The sequence below is a fragment of the Bacillus atrophaeus genome (assembly GCF_039519175.1).
Taxonomy (GTDB): Bacteria; Bacillota; Bacilli; order Bacillales; family Bacillaceae; genus Bacillus; species Bacillus atrophaeus.
On sequence record NZ_CP154443.1, the window covers coordinates 3,900,564 to 3,916,987 of the forward strand.

The 16,424-nt window shown below is 44.6% G+C and carries 22 protein-coding genes; 1 reads left to right on the forward strand and 21 read right to left on the reverse strand.

The window, feature by feature from the left end; all coding sequences use genetic code 11:
- Positions 1–134 precede the first annotated feature (134 nt).
- The 21 genes from AAHT65_RS19550 to AAHT65_RS19650 form a co-directional block, all read right to left on the reverse strand.
- A complete protein-coding gene (locus AAHT65_RS19550; RefSeq protein ID WP_010789177.1) occupies positions 135–1,025 on the reverse strand; it encodes a polyprenyl synthetase family protein in 891 nt (296 codons plus the stop codon).
- Positions 1,015–1,269 carry an exodeoxyribonuclease VII small subunit gene (locus tag AAHT65_RS19555; protein ID WP_003325476.1) on the reverse strand — a complete coding sequence of 85 codons (255 nt, stop codon included), beginning with the start codon at positions 1,267–1,269 and terminating at the stop codon, positions 1,015–1,017. The genes AAHT65_RS19550 and AAHT65_RS19555 overlap by 11 nt, the downstream gene beginning before the upstream one ends.
- Positions 1,266–2,612, reverse strand: coding sequence for an exodeoxyribonuclease VII large subunit (gene xseA / locus AAHT65_RS19560; RefSeq protein WP_088117556.1), 1,347 nt, complete (start codon positions 2,610–2,612; stop codon positions 1,266–1,268). Before xseA ends, AAHT65_RS19555 begins: the two co-directional genes overlap by 4 nt.
- 154 nt (positions 2,613–2,766) lie before the next feature.
- Positions 2,767–3,618, reverse strand: a complete 852-nt coding sequence (gene folD, locus AAHT65_RS19565) for a bifunctional methylenetetrahydrofolate dehydrogenase/methenyltetrahydrofolate cyclohydrolase FolD (RefSeq protein WP_010789179.1) — start codon at positions 3,616–3,618, stop codon at positions 2,767–2,769.
- A gap of 11 nt (positions 3,619–3,629) precedes the next feature.
- Positions 3,630–4,025, reverse strand: a complete 396-nt coding sequence (gene nusB, locus AAHT65_RS19570) for a transcription antitermination factor NusB (protein ID WP_003325473.1) — start codon at positions 4,023–4,025, stop codon at positions 3,630–3,632.
- Between the two features lie 263 nt (positions 4,026–4,288).
- Entirely contained in the window at positions 4,289–4,696 is a 408-nt protein-coding gene (gene yqhY, locus AAHT65_RS19575; RefSeq protein WP_003325471.1) for a fatty acid biosynthesis protein YqhY, read from the reverse strand.
- A 20-nt stretch (positions 4,697–4,716) separates the two neighbouring features.
- Positions 4,717–6,069, reverse strand: coding sequence for an acetyl-CoA carboxylase biotin carboxylase subunit (accC, locus tag AAHT65_RS19580; RefSeq protein ID WP_003325469.1), 1,353 nt, complete (start codon positions 6,067–6,069; stop codon positions 4,717–4,719).
- 13 nt (positions 6,070–6,082) lie between these two features.
- The gene (gene accB / locus AAHT65_RS19585; RefSeq protein ID WP_151290448.1) at positions 6,083–6,556 is read right to left on the reverse strand and encodes an acetyl-CoA carboxylase biotin carboxyl carrier protein; all 474 of its coding nucleotides are present in this window, start codon (positions 6,554–6,556) and stop codon (positions 6,083–6,085) included.
- A gap of 154 nt (positions 6,557–6,710) precedes the next feature.
- Positions 6,711–7,352: a SpoIIIAH-like family protein gene (locus tag AAHT65_RS19590; protein ID WP_003325467.1), complete on the reverse strand. Its 642-nt coding sequence runs from the start codon at positions 7,350–7,352 to the stop codon at positions 6,711–6,713.
- Positions 7,353–7,355: 3 nt separating this feature from the next.
- A complete protein-coding gene (gene spoIIIAG / locus AAHT65_RS19595) occupies positions 7,356–8,051 on the reverse strand; it encodes a stage III sporulation protein AG (protein WP_010789180.1) in 696 nt (231 codons plus the stop codon).
- Positions 8,044–8,664, reverse strand: coding sequence for a stage III sporulation protein AF (spoIIIAF, locus tag AAHT65_RS19600; protein WP_013390598.1), 621 nt, complete (start codon positions 8,662–8,664; stop codon positions 8,044–8,046). Before spoIIIAF ends, spoIIIAG begins: the two co-directional genes overlap by 8 nt.
- Positions 8,665–8,678: 14 nt before the next feature.
- Complete coding sequence (gene spoIIIAE / locus AAHT65_RS19605) at positions 8,679–9,878, reverse strand: stage III sporulation protein AE (RefSeq protein WP_088117558.1); 1,200 nt, start codon at positions 9,876–9,878, stop codon at positions 8,679–8,681.
- 23 nt (positions 9,879–9,901) lie between these two features.
- Entirely contained in the window at positions 9,902–10,297 is a 396-nt protein-coding gene (gene spoIIIAD / locus AAHT65_RS19610) for a stage III sporulation protein AD (RefSeq protein ID WP_080288967.1), read from the reverse strand.
- A gap of 12 nt (positions 10,298–10,309) precedes the next feature.
- Positions 10,310–10,516, reverse strand: coding sequence for a stage III sporulation protein AC (spoIIIAC, locus tag AAHT65_RS19615; protein ID WP_003153142.1), 207 nt, complete (start codon positions 10,514–10,516; stop codon positions 10,310–10,312).
- Between the two features lie 22 nt (positions 10,517–10,538).
- Positions 10,539–11,054, reverse strand: coding sequence for a stage III sporulation protein SpoIIIAB (gene spoIIIAB, locus AAHT65_RS19620; protein WP_063638534.1), 516 nt, complete (start codon positions 11,052–11,054; stop codon positions 10,539–10,541).
- A complete protein-coding gene (gene spoIIIAA, locus AAHT65_RS19625; RefSeq protein WP_003325460.1) occupies positions 11,048–11,971 on the reverse strand; it encodes a stage III sporulation protein AA in 924 nt (307 codons plus the stop codon). Before spoIIIAA ends, spoIIIAB begins: the two co-directional genes overlap by 7 nt.
- A gap of 78 nt (positions 11,972–12,049) precedes the next feature.
- Entirely contained in the window at positions 12,050–12,331 is a 282-nt protein-coding gene (locus tag AAHT65_RS19630; protein WP_003325459.1) for a YqhV family protein, read from the reverse strand.
- Between the two features lie 195 nt (positions 12,332–12,526).
- Positions 12,527–13,084, reverse strand: a complete 558-nt coding sequence (efp, locus tag AAHT65_RS19635; RefSeq protein ID WP_003325458.1) for an elongation factor P — start codon at positions 13,082–13,084, stop codon at positions 12,527–12,529.
- 24 nt (positions 13,085–13,108) lie between these two features.
- Positions 13,109–14,170, reverse strand: coding sequence for a M24 family metallopeptidase (locus tag AAHT65_RS19640; RefSeq protein ID WP_094232406.1), 1,062 nt, complete (start codon positions 14,168–14,170; stop codon positions 13,109–13,111).
- Positions 14,171–14,173: 3 nt separating this feature from the next.
- Positions 14,174–14,614, reverse strand: a complete 441-nt coding sequence (gene aroQ / locus AAHT65_RS19645; RefSeq protein ID WP_003325456.1) for a type II 3-dehydroquinate dehydratase — start codon at positions 14,612–14,614, stop codon at positions 14,174–14,176.
- A gap of 87 nt (positions 14,615–14,701) precedes the next feature.
- Positions 14,702–15,229, reverse strand: coding sequence for a YqhR family membrane protein (locus AAHT65_RS19650; protein ID WP_088117561.1), 528 nt, complete (start codon positions 15,227–15,229; stop codon positions 14,702–14,704).
- 230 nt (positions 15,230–15,459) lie between these two features.
- Between AAHT65_RS19650 and AAHT65_RS19655 the strand changes: the two genes are divergently transcribed.
- Positions 15,460–16,416, forward strand: coding sequence for a DUF1385 domain-containing protein (locus tag AAHT65_RS19655; RefSeq protein ID WP_010789189.1), 957 nt, complete (start codon positions 15,460–15,462; stop codon positions 16,414–16,416).
- Positions 16,417–16,424 lie beyond the last annotated feature (8 nt).

The window sequence follows — 16,424 nt, forward strand, 5'->3', positions numbered from 1 at the left end:
AACTTTTAGCGGCATAAAAAAAGACAAAAAAGCTGCTCTTCTTTTTTCAACTTCGCCCGCAGCCAATTCTGGATGTGATCGAAACTGCTTACATTTTACCATATCAGCCATAATCCCTTCAAATACGGATGGTTTTAATGGTCTCTTGCGGCAATTAAATCACAGAGATCATACAAAAGCTCTTTTTGCAGAGAAAGTCCGCTAATAAGATCCTTAGCCGCTTTCATGTGATCGGCAAGCTTGTTTTTGGCGCCATCTAATGAAAGCAATGACGGATAGGTCGATTTGTCGTTCGTCGTATCTGAACCGACGCGTTTTCCGATTTTTTCTTCATTGCCTTCCAGATCTAAGATGTCATCCCGTATTTGAAAGCCGATGCCGATATGGCTGCTGAAGGCGCGCAGGGTTTCAATTTCATTCTCCGGCGCATCGGCCAAAATCGCACCTGCCATGACAGAAAATGCAAGCAGTTTAGCCGTTTTTCGTTCATGGATGGATTCCAGTTCTTCAAGTGAAACTGATTTGCTTTCAGCTTCCATATCGGCGATTTGTCCGCCAACCATTCCTTCAGTGCCGGCTGCGGAAATCAATTCATTCACAAGACGGAGCCGTTTATCGGCAGAGACGTCTTCTGATACGTGGGAGGTAATCAGCTTAAAGCTTTCTGTAAGCAGCCCGTCACCCGCCAATACAGCCGTTGCTTCTCCGAACACTTTATGATTTGTCGGTTTTCCTCTGCGCAAATCATCGTCATCCATACATGGAAGATCATCATGGATTAAGGAATATGTATGAATCATTTCGACGGCGCAGCCGACCGGAATGCCATCCTTTTCACTTTTTCCGTATGCATGCAATACGGCTAATACAACAACCGGACGGAGCCGCTTTCCTCCGGCTTCGAGGGAATAAAGCATTGATTTTTTTAGCGAGTCCGGCATATTTAGACGTTCAGTGTACACGGAAAGTTGCTGTTCGATGACATTTTTGCGTTCCGCTAAAAATTGTTCAAATTTATTTGCCACCTTCGTCTTCCTCCTGAACGCTGAAAGGTGCCAATTCTCCATCTTCTTTTAAAATAAAATCCATTTGTTTTTCTACTTTTTGCAGCTTTTCATGGCACATTTTTGAAAGAGCCATGCCTTCTTGAAAGTAAGTGATTGCCTGCTCTAACGGCACATCTCCTTCTTCAAGCTTTGCGACAATGCCCTCCAGCCCTTTCATTGCCTCTTCAAATGTGATATTTTCATCTTTTTTCTTTTCTGTCATTTTGCTTCGCCTCTCCTTTCCAGTACTTCACATGTCAACACGCCGTCCTTCAGTTTCACTTCAAGCTGATCATTTTCTTCAACCTGGCTGATGCTTTTTATGAGCTCATCTTCTTTATAGGCAAGGCTGTATCCTCTTTCCATTACCTGAAGCGGGCTTAATGCATTCAGTTTACCAAGAACCGTTTGAAACTGCGAATGAAGCTGCTTTATTTGGATATTCATGCTTCTTGTCAGTTGATTGGTCCGGTCCTCGTGTCTTTTTCTGGCTTGTTTAAGCTGTTCATGAGGATGCAGAGCCGCCAGCCGGTAGGTTTCACGTTCCAGCTGTCTGTTTTTCCGCTCAAAAAGGGAGGTCAGCTGTGTCTGAAATTGCTGGTACGCAAGGTCAAACTGCTGTTCTTTTTGGGCATACAGACGTTTCGGGAATCGGAACGCATATGAAGATTGAAGCGTTTGAATGCGTTCTTTTTTCTGGCTGATATGCTGCTGCATCGCTCGAGTGATTCTGACTTCCGCTGTTTTAATGCGTTCGATTAAGTCCGTTGTATGCGGTACGGCGATTTCAGCCGCTCCGGTCGGTGTGGCTGCTCTTATATCCGCCACAAAATCACTGATAGTAAAATCGGTTTCATGCCCGACCGCCGAAATAATCGGTATTCTTGAAGAAAAAATCGAGCGGGCTACGATTTCTTCATTAAAGGCCCACAGTTCCTCGATCGAACCGCCGCCTCTGCCGACAATTAACACGTCGCACACCTGTTTTTCATTCGCCTCTTCAATGCGCTTTACTATTGATCGGCTCGCGTTTTCGCCCTGAACGAGCGCTGGAAGGACAATGATTTTCACAAGGGGATATCTTCTTTTAAGAGTTGTTATAACGTCTCTGACGGCTGCACCCGTCGGAGATGTCACAACCCCGATCGTGGCTGGAAAAGCGGGGATTGTTTTTTTGTGCCGTTCATCAAATAAGCCTTCATTGGCAAGCTTTTTCTTTAGTTCTTCATAAGCCAAATACAGCGCCCCAACCCCGTCCGGCTGCATTTCTTTTGCATATAGCTGATAATTCCCGCTCGGCTCGTAAACTGAAATGCCGCCTCTGACCAATACCTTCATTCCGCTTTCCGGCTTGAAGGGAAGGCGCGCGCTTTGCCGAGCAAACATCACGGACTGCATCCGGGCGTTTTCGTCTTTTAAGGTAAAATAAATATGGCCTCTTGTATGTATTTTAACGTTCGATAGTTCCCCTTTAATCCAAATATCTTCAAGATGAGGATCGACATCGAATTTTCGCTTTATATACTTTGTCAGCGCCGAGACGGTTACATACGCTGCTTCACTCATGTTTCGAACTCCTCTCGTTTCAGTAACATCTTACTCACCACAACTAAAGAAAACCCGCTTTTGGGCAGCAAGCCTTAGAAGCGGGTAAGGTGCTAAGTTCATCCCGACAGGCTGTCAAAAAACAGCCCGCCGGCAAATGACTCTCTCCAGTTATCTATGATAACGTACGTTTCGCAGATTTTACAGTATTATGCGCAAGCATCGTAATGGTCATCGGACCGACTCCGCCGGGAACAGGTGTAATAAAGGAAGCTTTTTCCTTTGCCTCGTCAAACGCCACATCTCCGCAAAGCTTGCCGCTTTCCAATCGGTTGACGCCGACATCAATCACAATGGCACCTTCTTTAATCTGGTCCGCCGTGATGAAGTTGGCTTTACCGACTGCTACCACCAAGATGTCCGCTTTTTTTGTATGCTCGGACATATTTTTTGTTCTTGAATGGCAATATGTGACGGTCGCATTTTCATTCAGCAAAAGCTGTCCGACCGGTTTGCCGACAATATTGCTTCGGCCGACTACAACAACCTCTTTACCGGAAAGATCTATATTGGTTTTCTTCAAAAGTTCAACAATCCCATGGGGCGTACAAGGGAGAAATGTATCCTCGCCAAGCAGCATCTTCCCCACATTTAGCGGATGAAAGCCGTCAACATCCTTATCCGGAGAAATACGCTCAATGACCGCTTTTTCTGAAATATGATCTGGCAGCGGGAGCTGAACAAGGATTCCGTGGAATTCAGGATCTTGATTGTACCGGTCAATAATAGAAAGCAGTTCAGCTTCTGTAAGACTGCTGTCAAATTGATCAAGCTTAAAGTTCATTCCCATTGTTTCAGCGGCTTTTTTCTTTCCCCGCACGTAAGAATGAGAAGCAGGATCATCTCCGATCAGAATAACCGCCAGGCCCGGTGTGACGCCTTGCTGTTTAAGCTCTTCTACCTCTTTTGCCAGTTGTTCGCGTTTTTCTTTTGCCGTTTCTTTTCCGTCGATGATTGTTGCAGTCATTTTCTTTCCTCCTATGATTGTTCAATATCAGATTTAATGTTAGAAAGAACCCCGTTTACGAATTTTGTTGCTTTGTCATCACCAAAACGCTTTGCCAGCTCGATTGCTTCGTTCATAGACACATTGACAGGAATGTCTTCTACATACACCATCTCATAAACCGCTAATCGCAAAACCGCACGGTCCACATTGGCAATTCGATCAAGCTTCCAATTCACCAGATGCTTGGAAATCATCTCATCAAGCTGAACTTGGTGGTCAATCACACCGTACACCAGTTCTTCAAAGAACGGATCGGTTTTTTGGTCATCAAGCGCATGCTCAATGGCTTCATTCGGTGCAATGTCGCTGACATCAATTTGAAATAGTGCCTGCAAAGCTTTTTCTCTTGCTGTTCTTCTTTTCATTTTCTTTCTCCTTTGATCCTCTTTATCCGCTTGTCGTTAAGCCATAAAGAGATCATAACATATTTTTTTCTCATCCGCATATTGAAATCAAGGTTTTTCACCCTATTACCGAATATTCTCATCAACCTTTACATTATCATTCGGATTTCACGAACATGAAGAAACTCGGCTGCCATGAGCCGGCTTTCTTCATGCTTGAAATACTGGGTAACGTGTAAAAAAACCAAAGGGCCGCCCATCCCCTTGGTTTTCAGTAAAGCCATTTACATTTCTTCGTCGATTTCGACTTCTTGGGCTTTCGTGTCAAATTGAATGCCGACGATGTGAATATTAATTTCGTTGATTGTAAGAGACGTCATATTTAATAAGGTTTGTCGAATGTTTTCCTGAACCGCTGCAGCGACTTTCGGGATGGAAATGCCGAAAGAGACTACACAGTAAACATCAATCGTGATTCCGTCATCTGCCAGATCCACTTTAACACCTTTGCCGTGATTGATTTTACCAAAGCGTTCCACGACACCGGTCGCAAAGTTTCCCCGCATTTCTGCGACGCCCTCAACCTCGGACGCGGCGATTCCGGCAATAACCTCAATGACTTCCGGGGCAATCTCAACCTTACCCAAATGTGTATCGTCGTGATCCATTTTAAGCAAGCTGTTGTCTTTCATTCATTTCACCTCCGCAAAAATTATGAGCCCATTACATCATATGTTTCTAAAAATTTTGTATTAAACTCTCCGCTTACAAATGTTTCGTGTTCAAGCAGTTTTAAATGGAACGGAATCGTCGTTTCCACGCCTTCTATGACAAATTCGCTCAATGCGCGCTTCATGCGGGCAATTGCTTCATCTCTCGACTTGCCGTATGTGATGACTTTCGCAATCATGCTGTCGTAGTATGGAGGAATAGAGTAGCCCGGGTATGCCGCGGAATCCACTCGGACACCGAGACCGCCCGGCGGCAGGTACATTTTAATTTTACCAGCTGATGGCATGAAATTTTTACTTGGATTTTCAGCGTTAATACGGCATTCGATGGCCCAGCCGTCAAACGTGACGTCTTCTTGTTTGAGGCTCAGCTCTATGCCTGATGCCACCTTAATTTGTTCCTTAATCAGATCGGTTCCTGTCACCATTTCAGTGACCGGGTGCTCTACTTGAATTCTCGTGTTCATTTCCATGAAGTAGTAGCGCTGTTCTCTGTAATCATAGATAAATTCGACTGTGCCTGCGCCTGTATATCCAACCGCTTTTGCTGCTTTAACAGCTGCATCTCCCATTTGCTCCCTGATCTCGGAGTCGAGCGCCGGAGACGGGGTTTCTTCCAATAGCTTCTGAAGACGTCTTTGGATAGAGCAGTCACGTTCGCCCAGATGAATCGTATTTCCATAGTTATCGGCCAGCACCTGAATTTCAACATGCCGGAAATCTTCTATGTATTTTTCGATGTAAACACCTGGATTCCCGAATGCCGTTGCGGCTTCCTGCTGGGTAATCTTGATGCCGTTAATCAGCTCTTCTTCAGTGCGGGCGACCCTGATTCCTTTTCCGCCCCCGCCTGCAGTTGCTTTTATAATAACAGGATACCCAATTTCACCCGCAAGCGAAACCGCTTCTTCCGCATTATTTATAATACCTTGTGAACCGGGAACAATCGGAACACCCGCAAGCTTCATTGTTTCCCTTGCCACATCTTTTGTCCCCATTTTTGAAATGGCGTCCGCACTAGGTCCTACAAACGTGACATTTACTTCTTCGCACAGTTCGGCGAAGTCCGCGTTTTCAGCTAAAAATCCATATCCCGGATGAATAGCGTCGGTACCGGTCAGCTTAGCGACACTGACGATATTGGTCACATTTAAATAGCTGTCTTTTGAAGCTTTTGGCCCGATGCAAAAAGCTTCATCAGCCATTTGCACATGCAGGGCTTCTTTATCAGCTTCTGAATAAACAGCCACAGTCTCAATGCCGAGCTCTTTGCAGGCTCTGATGATTCTGACAGCAATTTCTCCTCTGTTCGCGATCAATAGCTTTTTTATCATGATATATATCTCCTTACTCTGCTCTTACAAGAAATAGAGGTTGTCCGTATTCAACCAGCTGGCCGTTTTCCGCTAATACTTCAACAATTTCCCCTTTAACTTCCGCTTCTATTTCGTTAAAGAGCTTCATCGCTTCGACGATGCAGACCACAGTGTTTTCACTTACTTTTGAGCCTGCTGACACATAAGCACCCGCTTCAGGTGAAGAAGAAGAATAGAATGTTCCTACCATCGGCGACTTGATTTGGTGAAGGTTTTCATCATGTTTCGGAGCTTCCTGAGCAGGAGCTGCCCCCGCCTCCGGACTTGCCACCTGCGGAGCCTGTGCCTGAACAGGCGCTGCAGGCGCCTGCTGCATCACTTGAACGGTTCCTGCCTCATGCTTTTTCAGTTTTAAAGTGACGCCTTCGTTTTCATAAGTGAATTCATCAATGGATGATTCGTCAATTCGTTTTATAAGTTCGTGGATTTCTTTGAGATTTAACATGTAATCGCACTCCTATGTATTAAATTTCAATTTTTATAGGTTACTACTAAAAGTTCATACTATGTTTATCTTACAGGAGAGGGCTTTTGAATTCAACTGTTTCATGAATGCCAAAAAAAAGCCCGCAGTATATGCGGGCGTGTTTTAGCTTCCATTATTTTGACGGCTCGAATGTGACGGCGACGTCTTTCATACTTTTCATCTCTTTGGCGACAAGGTCGATGATCGCAGACGCTTTTGATGATGAATGCTTATCCGATTTGACTGTAATGTTAATTTTATCGCCTTCTGCGTTAACCAGCGCGTCTTCGTAACCTTTTGTTTTGATCAACGTTTCAAGCTGTTTTTCCGTTCCTTCCGCTTCACTGAGCGCTGTCATTTTGTCATATGCTTCGCTTTTTTCCTTCGCTGTCGCATCGTCGCTTGAAACGATGGCATTCAGCTCTTCTCTCTCTTTGCTTCTGGCGTCTTCCATATCAAGGCGGTATGTTGTGAAGAGATCATCGTCAGCTGTCTCTGTTACAACTGTGCCGTCCTTTCCGCTTGCTTCAGCAGAGGTTTCTTTGTCTTCGGTTGATTTAGAATCCTTTGTTCCCTTCTCTTCTTCTGTTTTCGTATCAGTTTTATCTTGATTATCTTCCTCTTTTGGTTTTTCCTCTTTAGCCACTTCTCCGCTGCCAGAGGCGCTTTCCATTTTCACAGCGTTTTTGCTTTCCGGCGACATAATGTAGTAGACACTTAGTACCACTACGAGACTGAGCATTGTTAATAGCCAAACAGTTTGTTTTTTCAGCATAATTTATGAATCCTCCTTCATTTTTTTAGGGGCAACTGCGACCCGGTGGCTTGGAACATCCAGCACTCTGGTCACTGCTTCAATGATGGTTTTTTTTATTTGAACGTTGTCCACTCCTTGAGCGACAACGAGTACACCGCGTATGTCAGGTTTTTTTGTCTGAACGACAACCGGGGTTTCTTGGTCGCCATTGCGTATCATCACGATTTCTTCCTCAGATGTTTGATCGGTCACGCTTCTTTTGCCGCCTTCTTTATCGGTTTCTTCCGTTGTGGTATTTTTGCTTGATTTATTTTTTTCAAAAACTTTCAGGGAAGTTGAATCCACATTGACGACAACTGAGACATCTTCCACGCCGATGATCGTTTCAAGAATTTCTTTCAGCTGGTTCTCGTATTCTTTTTCGTAATCGTCAATGGAGTTTTTAGGCTCATCAGCTTTAGAGGTTTTGAAAACAGCGGCTGTTTTTGCGTCGCTCCCCGCAGGGTCCGCTGATGTTGCGGCTGAAGCTGATTCAGCCGTGTCTTTTCCGGCTTTCTGAGATGAAGAAAAGAGCTGACTGACAAGCATAAAGGATACACCGAGTACAAACACAAACAGAAAGTAATGATATTTGGTCAGCTTGGGCTTTTCGCCGTCTTTCGCTTGCCCCGGAAGCAACTGTTTTTTCAGAACATGCCACAATCCGTTTTTATTCATTGCCGTTTCTCTCCCCGCCTTCCATATAAACCGTAATTTTCTCACTGCCGATTTCCCATATTTCCGATAGCTCTTTTTTGACTTTTTCTGCTTCTTTTTTTTCTGCGGTGTCTGCTGATTCATATGTCTTGTCCGTGTTGATGTGAATCGGTGCGATCGTTTGAACGGTTTTTTCAGAAGCCGGGGCCATATGCACGCTGATTTCTGTTATATCCTCTTCTGAATCTACCTTTGCTCCTGCCGAGACATTGAGTTTCTCTATCTTGTAGGCATCATGACTGAACGTCTCCTCCGCTTTCTTTTTTAATTGGACAGCCATTTCTTCTAAAATATATGCACGCTGTGTGGCTTGTATTTCTTTTTTTTCAGAATTGATATGATTTTTTATGTCAGCTGATTGGGATTGGCCGTTTTCCGTCAGATACTCAAAGATCACTTCGGGGTCTGTTTTAAAAAGCTTAAAAATCGGATTGAGCATCACAACGATTAACAGCAGACTGACCACCATTTTTGCGTATTTTTGCATGCTTGAGTTGGGCAGCAGCATGTCAATCACAATCGCAAATAAGATGAATAAGACGATACTCGTCAGCCATTCGGTCAAAAAGCTCATCCTTGAAGCCTCCTTTACTTCATCATCATGGTAAGGTTTCCTGCTGTTATGATTACGGTTATGCTCAAGAAAAACATGAGAGAAACAATGGCGAGGGCCGCAAAAATATAGAGAACGCTTCTGCTGATAACATCCAGGCAGGTAATAACCGGCCCGCCTCCGAGCGGCTGCAAAATTGCGGCTGCCAGTTTATAAATGAAAGCCAGTGAAAGCACTTTTATCGCAGGAAAGGCTGCGATGCAAATTAATATGGCGACACCGATGATGCCTACCGTATTTTTCAAAAGGAGGGAGGCGCTGATCACTGTATCGGTGGCATCTGTAAACATTCTTCCAAGCACGGGGATGAAGTTTCCGGTTATAAATTTAGCCGTTCGCAGCGTAATGCCGTCTGTAACGGCGGCTGAGGTGCCTTGAACGGAGATCACGCCAAGAAAGATAGTTAAAAAGACGGCGAGGGCTCCGATTGCAATTTTTCTTAGAAGACCGGCAAGCTGCGTTACCTTGTATTGATCCGTCATTGTGCTGACAATGCTTAAAATTGCAGACAAGAAGATCAGCGGCATCACAATATTTTGGATCAGCAAACCGCTTGTATTCATTAAAAAGAGAATAACGGGATGAAAGAAGGCTGCCGATACTGCTCCACCAGAGGAAGCCATCAGCGCCAAAAGCATCGGAATGAGGGCGAGTATAAAACTGGTCATCGTTTGAATGGCCTCGCTGGCATAAGTGATCGCTACATGAAAACTGTTCAGTGCAAGGATAATCAAGACCATATATACAATCGAGTAGGCGACCTTGCTGACCGTGCTTTGCTGAAACGCATTTTGCAGCATCTGAAGAATGACACAGAAAATGGTGAGTAAAATCAAAGTGCCGAGGAGTTTTCCATTTGCGAGCACTTCATGAAATAAATAAGAAAAAAGTGCCTTCAGCCATTCTTGCGGAGAAAACGATTTTTCGCCATTCATAAATTCAAGTAAACTTCCTTTTTGGCTTTCAGGGAGCAGCCCGCCATATTCGGACATGATGTCATCCCAAAATTCACCGATGCTGTCGGTTTCAAGTGCCTCTGCCTGCTGTTTCACCAATTCATCCGCTTTATCAGCACTTCCTGCGGTTTCTTCCGTATCCTGAAGAGCCTGTACACTTTCCGTTTGACAAAAAATCAAAACGGCCGCAAGAGCAAGTATCCATCGAAAGCGCTTCATTCAGCCTCCCGCCTCCTTTCCTGTCATGACATTGAAGGGATAAGTCCGAGAATCGTTTCAATAATCACTGTTAAAATAGGAACAGCCATCACGAGGATCAGGACCTTCCCCGCGAGCTCAATTTTTGAGGCGATGGCTCCCTGCCCGGCATCTTTTGTGAGCTGCGCCCCGAATTCCGCGATATAGGCGATTCCGATAATTTTCAAAATGGTTTCGACATAGACCATATTCACATTGGCATTTACTGCTATTTTTTCAATCATTCTGATGATGTCATAGATTTGATCCACCAGATACAAAAAAATGACACAGCCCGCAAACACGACAATCAGAAAAGCGAATGTCGGCTTTTGTTCTTTCACGATTAAGGAGAGGAATGTGGCGATCAGCCCTAAACCTACAATTTGAACGATGTCAATCTGTAAGCCCCCCTATCCTTGAAATAAAAACACAGCTTTTATCTTTTTAAATAGGTCATCAACGATCGTCGCCACCATAAATAAAATGTAGATAAAGCCAAGAAGCGTTACCCATTGGGCATACTCTTTTTTCCCCATTTGGTCCAGGATGGTGTGTAAAAAAGCGACCACGATTCCGACTCCGGCGATTTGGAAAATCACATTTACGTCTACTCCCATTTTATTTTTGCTCCCCTCATGTTTACATCAATAGAAGAATGAGTAATAATCCGGCTAAAAATCCTAAGCTTTTCAGCATTTTTTCATTTTTCGCTTGCGCCCGTTCGGCGTCTGTTTCTGCCGCTTCCAAGTGGTTAAGCGCCAGCTTGATATGCTTTTGCTGGGAGACTCTGTCGTGCAGCCCGAGCGTCTCCCCAAATTGCTTCAGGACATCATATTCGCTTTTTTTCATAGACATGGTGTTCCAGACTTTCTTTAAACTTTGCTCCCAAGCGGTTTTTGCTGAATCACTTCCTCTATCCAGCTGTTTGCTGAAGGAGTCGAATAAACATGAAACGGGCTTGGCAAGCTGCTTTGCGATTTGCTGTGAGGCTGTATGAAGCGGTGTGTGCCCGTACATGATTTCAGCCTCGAGTGATTGCAGGGCTGCCCGGAGCTGGCGGATTTGCCGCGGTCTTTCCGTATAAATCTTCGCTGCTTCAAAACCTGTCCATGTCGTCGCCGCCAGTATCAAAACAGCGCCTAACAGCTTCAGCATGACTTTACACCCCGGCTCGGCGAAAGCGCCTTTCCGTCTCTGTCGTACATCTGGTTTACCGTGCCTGGCCCCTTGCGCCTTGATAGTTCAACATAACGGTCGAACGCCTTTTCCTCCCATAACAGCTTCAGCGACGGCCTTTTCATTAAGTCTGATATCGTCCAGCCATGAGCGGACACAATAACGGAAACACCGGCATGTAGCGCTTCCAAGATGGCCTCTGAATCTTCCATTCTGCCGATTTCATCAACAATGATAACCTCGGGACTCATCGAACGAATCATCATCATAAGTCCTTCCGCTTTCGGACACGCGTCCAATACGTCGATTCGCTGACCGAATTGATGCTGGGGTATGCCGCGCAGACAGCCGGCAATTTCTGAACGTTCATCAACAATGCCGGTCTTTTTTGCCGGAATTTTATTTATGCCGCTGCTTGAAAGTCTGGCAAGATCCCGCAGAAGCGTCGTTTTTCCTGTTTGCGGGGGACCGATGATCAGCGTGTTCAGCCAATTCTCTTTAAAAAGAAACGGCACTAATTCATTCGCGATATGAAGCTTTTGCCGGGCAATCCGTATGTTAAAGGACGCGATGTCACGAAGCCCCTTTACACTGCCGTTTTCTACGATAACTCTTCCTGCCAGTCCGACTCTGTGGCCGCCTCTGATGGTTACATATCCTTTCTTAAGCTCTTCTTCCAGCGTATACATGCTGTAATTGCTCAGCCGGCTTAAGATAAGATGCGCGTCTTCTGCGGTGCATATATAGGACAGAAAGAGAGGTTGTCCGCTTCTGATCAGTTCTACTGGACGTTCTGTCCGGATTCTGATTTCCTCTATTTGCAGCCGTTCATGTTCCGGAATGCCGGAAAGGGCATTTCTCATGGATTCAGGGAGAACCTCTGCAATTTCATTCAAAAGAGCCTCCTCCTTTTTCACCGATTGGCTTCTTTAAAAATGTATGACAAGAGGCAGACTTTATGACAAGTCCTCATGCTATTTATGGACACCAGCCAAAATGAACACAACGCCGATAAAGATAAAAATCAGCTTGGCATACGAAAGCTGCCCCGCAATTTGGTAGATCCCGACGGTCATTGTAATGATAAAGATTAATGGCCCGACAATCGCAAGGATACTGTTGACCACAACCGCCTTTCTGACATCGTTTGTCACCAGCATCACAATGGCCGCCGTCAGTTCAATTAATGAAGATAAAACTCTTAAACCAGCCATTGTTAAAACAGTAGAATTGATTTGACCAAGAAAGAATCTCATAGCAATCTCTTAACCTCCCGCTTTTTTTATACTATATGCTCTATCTCAAGGAAGTAGTCTTGGTATCTTCGTATAAAAGAAAGATTCGGTTTTGCGCATAAAAAAAGCCGGTTCCTTAAAGGGAGCCGGTCTTAAAGAGTTCTTTATGACAAAAAAGCCTGCCCCTTAATCAGGAGCAGGCTTTCTGCTTTCGTCCTACGCTCTTGACACGTAAGATCCGTCTGTTGTGTTGACAACAAGCGTATCGCCTTCGTTCACAAAGAACGGTACGTTTACAACAAGTCCTGTCTCTGTTTTGGCAGGCTTTGTTCCGCCTGAAGCTGTATCGCCCTTAATTCCGGGTTCTGTTTCCACAACTTTCAGCTCAACCGTGTTCGGAAGCTCAATTCCGAGTGTTTCAGTTTCATACATCATGATATGTACAGACATGTTTTCGAGTAAATATTTTAATTCATATTCAATTTGAGAAGCGCTCAGCTCAAGCTGTTCGTATGAACTTGTGTCCATAAATACGTGCTGGTCTCCATTTGCGTATAAGTATTGCATTGTTTTCGTTTCAATTTGCGCCTTGGCTACTTTTTCACCTGCGCGGAATGTTTTTTCCTGAATAGCGCCGGTACGCAGGTTGCGCAGTTTAGAACGGACAAATGCCGCGCCTTTTCCCGGTTTCACGTGCTGGAAATCAACGACGCGCCAAATGCCGCCGTCCACTTCGATTGTTAATCCTGTACGAAAATCGTTAACTGAAATCATGTTCAAGTCCTCCTATATATCCAATCACAAAATAATTAATTCTTTAGGGGAATGGGTGATCGTCCGGCATCCGTTCTCTGTAATGACAATGTCATCTTCGATTCTGACGCCGCCCGTTTCCGGTATGTAAATGCCAGGCTCAACCGTGACAATCATGCCAGGCTCAAGAACAGCCGAAGACCTTGCAGATAAACCCGGTGACTCGTGAACTTCCATGCCGAGCCCATGCCCTGTCGAATGGCCAAAATACTGGCCGTAGCCTTTTGCAGTAATATGATCCCTTGTCAATGCATCTGCCTCTTTGCCCGTCATGCCCGGCTTGATGTGCTGAACGCCAAGCGCCTGGGCGTCGAATACAACCTGGTAGATGTCTTTCAGTTTATCGCTCGGCTCGCCTACCGCAATGGTGCGTGTAATATCAGAACAGTATCCTTTATAATAAGCGCCGAAATCAAGCGTGACAAAATCTCCGCTTTCGATCAATTTTTCACTCGCCACTCCGTGAGGAAGGCTTGACCGAAGGCCCGACGCGACAATCATATCAAAAGAAGAGCTGTCAGCCCCCTGGCTTCTCATAAAGAATTCAAGCTCATTGGCAACAGATATTTCGGATATGCCGGGTTTGATAAACGTTAAGATATGATGAAAAGCATCATCTGCAATCTTCGCAGCTTCCTCTAATATCTTAATCTCTTCATCAGACTTAATCAAGCGCAACTTTTCCACCGATTCCGCAACCGGCACTAATTCCGCGCCGTTCACAACCGCATGGTATGACGCATATGTCCCGTACGTCATGCTGTTTTGTTCAAAACCAAGCTTTGCAATGCCAAAATCATTAATCGTATCAGCAGCAGTCTGAATCAAACTTCCGCCGTGTTCAATGATTTCAAATCCCTTTACTTGGGCTTTAGCCTGTTCCGTATACCGAAAATCGGTAATAAACGCCGCGCGTTCTTCCGATATGACGGCAAGCCCGGCTGATCCCGTAAAGCCCGTCATATACTGTAAATTCGTTCCGCTGGTTATAAGCAGTCCGTCAATCCCCAGCTGTTTGAAAAGATTGCGTAATTTCTCCAGTTTCATATCTCATTCTCCCCCTTGCTGATTCAATAGATAACGAACGGCAAGCTTATAGCCTTCAAATCCAAGGCCGATAATCCGGCCTTTCACTGCAGGAGCGATAACTGATTGATGCCTGAATTCCTCTCTGGCGTATAAATTAGATAAGTGCACTTCAATAACAGGAAGGCTGATGCTCGAAACAGCATCTCTGATCGCGTAGCTGTAATGGCTGAGAGCACCCGGATTCAGCACTATACCGTCATATTGGCCTTCTGCTTCGTGAATGGCATCAATCAAATCACCTTCATGATTCGATTGAAAAAAAGTAAGCTGAATCTGTACGGCTTCAGCAAATTGAAACAGACCCGTCTCCAAATCCGTTAATGTGTCATTTCCGAATACAGCCGGCTCGCGTTTTCCCAGCCGATTCACATTCGGCCCGTTCAATATTAAATAATGAGCCACATGTACCTCTCCTTCCGTTATGTTCTAAAAGCGATGAAAATGTTCACTTCTCGTGAACATTTTACCATACCGGAAAGGGATTATACACTATTCTCTCGGTGAGCCGAGCGCACGCGCGAGCTTATCGGAATTCAGTTCATTGTACTCAAACGAAATAGAATATCCGACAAACATGCCGTAAAGCAAATACAGACAAAACGTAGTCACCACCGTATCCGACTTCAGCTCGGTTACGCCGCGGACATCGGGAAAAATCGGATTAAAAACGAAAAAGACAAGCAGCCACAAAAGTGCCCCATAAATTAAACCAGGCCACATCGTTTTAAAACGTTTAAAGCAAACAAAATAAAGAAATGCCGCGCCGATTGATATCACGCCAATCAAAATAATGCTGACCCATGTGCCTAAAGCCTGCTTCTTCCATTCTCCAAGCACAAACGGCTGCAGCAGCATATTGGGACTGATTTCCGAAAAATGAAACAGATAAAAAAGATAACCGACTAAACTCCATAAAATTCCGCCTGTAAAACCTGTTCCGACAATCCGCCCGGTGATGGAAACAGGAAGGTCCTGCTGATTTTGCTCTGCTTCTTCATGATGTTCTGTTTTCGTCATAACGGCACCTCCACTTACAGTGTGCCCCAAAAATAAAATGTCAATTAAAAAAGCTTACACATTTTAAAATGAAAGAGTAAATCGTCTGATTTTGGGTATACTGTCTGTAGAATTAGCTTTTCGCTATGACAAATTTTAAGCTTGTCAATCTAGAGGTTTACAGCTGTTTCCTGTACAATAGAGTGAAAGGAAATGGTTAGTAATCCTAAAGAAATAGGCAGGTTGATGATATGTCAAAACAAAAGAATCCCCCCGCATATGGAGGGCAGGCAGTTGTAGAAGGCGTGATGTTTGGCGGAAAACGAAATTACGTAACAGCCATCAGAAGAAATGACGGAAGCATTGATTTTTTTAAGCTTCCCAGAAAAGCCGATACAAAGCTCGCTGCGTTTAAAAAGATTCCTTTTTTAAGAGGCATCTTGGCTATTATCGAAGCCAGCGCAAACGGAACGAAACATTTGAATTTTTCAAGTGAACGCTATGAGCTTGACCCTGCTGATGATGAAACACTCGAGAAAGAAGAAAAAAAGGGATCAGGATTGTCTATGTTTTTCAGCATTGCGGCAATCGGCGTCTTATCGTTCTTGTTTAGCAAATTTGTATTTACATTGGTTCCTGTATTCTTGGCTGAACTGACAAGGCCGGTATTTTCATCGGACACAGCGCAGATTGCAGTTGAAAGCCTGTTTAAACTCATTCTGCTGCTGAGCTACATTTACTTTTTGTCCATGACGCCGCTGATTAAAAGAGTTTTTCAATATCATGGAGCAGAACATAAGGTCATAAACTGTTATGAACAGAATTTGCCAATTACAGTTGAAAATGTCCAGAAACAGTCCCGGCTCCATTATCGCTGCGGCTCAAGCTTTATCTTATTTACAATTATTGTCGGCATGTTTGTATACTTACTTGTTCCGACAGATCCGCTTTGGGTGCGTATTTTAGACCGAGTAGCGTTAATCCCCGTCGTACTGGGCATATCCTTTGAAGTACTGCAGCTGACGAACAAAGTACGGCATATTCCCGGACTGAAGGTTCTCGGTTATCCCGGTCTTTGGCTTCAGCTTTTAACGACGAAAGAACCTAAGGATGACCAGGTCGAAGTTGCGATAGAAAGCTTCAATGAGCTTCTTAGAATGGAAGAGATCTCTGCTGAAAACCGGCAGCCTTCTCACGTTGTCATTTAAATCCGTTA

Coding starts and splice junctions, on each gene's coding strand:
- AAHT65_RS19555 (WP_003325476.1), bottom strand. CDS start 1,269: ATGACAGAAAAGAAAAAAGATGAAAATATCACATTTGAAGAGGCAATG.
- xseA (WP_088117556.1), bottom strand. CDS start 2,612: ATGAGTGAAGCAGCGTATGTAACCGTCTCGGCGCTGACAAAGTATATA.
- folD (WP_010789179.1), bottom strand. CDS start 3,618: ATGACTGCAACAATCATCGACGGAAAAGAAACGGCAAAAGAAAAACGC.
- nusB (WP_003325473.1), bottom strand. CDS start 4,025: ATGAAAAGAAGAACAGCAAGAGAAAAAGCTTTGCAGGCACTATTTCAA.
- yqhY (WP_003325471.1), bottom strand. CDS start 4,696: ATGAAAGACAACAGCTTGCTTAAAATGGATCACGACGATACACATTTG.
- accC (WP_003325469.1), bottom strand. CDS start 6,069: ATGATAAAAAAGCTATTGATCGCGAACAGAGGAGAAATTGCTGTCAGA.
- accB (WP_151290448.1), bottom strand. CDS start 6,556: ATGTTAAATCTCAAAGAAATCCACGAACTTATAAAACGAATTGACGAA.
- AAHT65_RS19590 (WP_003325467.1), bottom strand. CDS start 7,352: ATGCTGAAAAAACAAACTGTTTGGCTATTAACAATGCTCAGTCTCGTA.
- spoIIIAG (WP_010789180.1), bottom strand. CDS start 8,051: ATGAATAAAAACGGATTGTGGCATGTTCTGAAAAAACAGTTGCTTCCG.
- spoIIIAF (WP_013390598.1), bottom strand. CDS start 8,664: ATGAGCTTTTTGACCGAATGGCTGACGAGTATCGTCTTATTCATCTTA.
- spoIIIAE (WP_088117558.1), bottom strand. CDS start 9,878: ATGAAGCGCTTTCGATGGATACTTGCTCTTGCGGCCGTTTTGATTTTT.
- spoIIIAC (WP_003153142.1), bottom strand. CDS start 10,516: ATGGGAGTAGACGTAAATGTGATTTTCCAAATCGCCGGAGTCGGAATC.
- spoIIIAB (WP_063638534.1), bottom strand. CDS start 11,054: ATGCTGAAGCTGTTAGGCGCTGTTTTGATACTGGCGGCGACGACATGG.
- AAHT65_RS19630 (WP_003325459.1), bottom strand. CDS start 12,331: ATGAGATTCTTTCTTGGTCAAATCAATTCTACTGTTTTAACAATGGCT.
- efp (WP_003325458.1), bottom strand. CDS start 13,084: ATGATTTCAGTTAACGATTTTCGTACAGGATTAACAATCGAAGTGGAC.
- AAHT65_RS19640 (WP_094232406.1), bottom strand. CDS start 14,170: ATGAAACTGGAGAAATTACGCAATCTTTTCAAACAGCTGGGGATTGAC.
- AAHT65_RS19650 (WP_088117561.1), bottom strand. CDS start 15,229: ATGACGAAAACAGAACATCATGAAGAAGCAGAGCAAAATCAGCAGGAC.
- AAHT65_RS19655 (WP_010789189.1), top strand. CDS start 15,460: ATGTCAAAACAAAAGAATCCCCCCGCATATGGAGGGCAGGCAGTTGTA.